This is a genomic window from Leptotrichia sp. oral taxon 879 str. F0557 (assembly GCF_000469385.1).
In the GTDB taxonomy this organism is placed as follows: domain Bacteria; phylum Fusobacteriota; class Fusobacteriia; order Fusobacteriales; family Leptotrichiaceae; genus Leptotrichia; species Leptotrichia mesophila.
In genome coordinates, this window is the sequence record NZ_KI271299.1 from 14,769 (window position 1) to 16,018 (window position 1,250).

Genomic DNA, 1,250 nt, shown 5'->3' on the forward strand with positions numbered 1-1,250 from the left:
TCAGGTTATTGACTTCCAGATTCTTGACATAGATATTTCCATTGTTTTGAGTATTCTTCCCTGCAAGGTCATCATTTGCCGCAATTCTTCCGTCATTCTTAATGTTTCCTGCAACCGATATGTTCTTGGCAGTTTCAACAGCCCCGCCGTTTTCGAACCTTCCAGCAACTGTAATTTCCCCGTTGGACCTTACATTCCCTGATGTTATCAGGTCATCGGATGAGACTGTCCCGACTGCCACAATGTCTCCTGTGTTGCTGACATTCTTGGCATTCAGATTTTCATTTGCCACAATTACGCCGTCATTACTTAAATTATCAACTTTTACATTCCTTGACGCAATTGTTCCTGAAGTAACAGTGTCCTTTCCTGTCAAATCTCCATTTAGGGCAATTCTTCCAGTATTTCTTATATTCCCGGACACCTTCACATCTTCAGCAGTTTCCACTGTCCCGTCATTCTCAAGCTTTCCTGCAACTGTAATTGACTTGTTTGCCTTTACAGTTCCTGAAGTTGACATATCGTCACTTGAAACTGTTCCAGCCGCAGCAATGTCTCCAGTATTAGTTACCTTCTTAGCTGTGATATTTTCTCCTGCGGTAACTTTCCCATCGTTCTTTAAGTCATCAACATTTATGTTCCTTGAAGCAATGACTCCAGCTGAAACAGCATTCCTTCCGCTTAAATTACCGCCTGCAATTATTTTACCAGTATTGCTGATGTCCCCCGCAACCGTCACATCCTTCGGAGTCTCAATTGTCCCGTCATTTCCAAAGTCCCCGTTAATATCAAGCGCCTCGTTCGTTCTCAATGACCCTGATGACTTCAGGCTGTCAGCCATTATTTTACCAACAACAGTAATGTCTCCTGCACTTTCAACCTTTTTAGCTGTCAGGTCCTTATTGGCTACAATTTTACCGTCATTCTTAAGGTTCCCAGTTCTTAAATTATTTGAAACTACAGTTCCTGAAGTGTCCATATTCCTTGAAGCAAAGTCTCCGTTAGTAAGGATTTCCCCTGAATTTAATACATTATCGGCAACTGTTATGTCCTTTGCCGCCCCGACTGTCCCGCTGTTGTCAAGAAGCCCGTCAATGTCAAGTGTTTCATTAGTCTGAACCTTTCCTGAAGTGACAAGGCTGCTTCCTGAAATTCTGCCTGATGCTAAAATATCCCCAGTATTTTTCACATCTTTTGCAATCAATTCGCCATTTGCGCTTATTTTCCCATCATTAGTAAGGTTATCCACT

At 42.2% G+C, this 1,250-nt stretch carries 1 pseudogene; it reads right to left on the bottom strand.

The window, feature by feature from the left end:
• A pseudogene (locus HMPREF1552_RS12745) lies at nucleotides 1-1,250 on the bottom strand (FapA family protein); the annotation flags it as partial.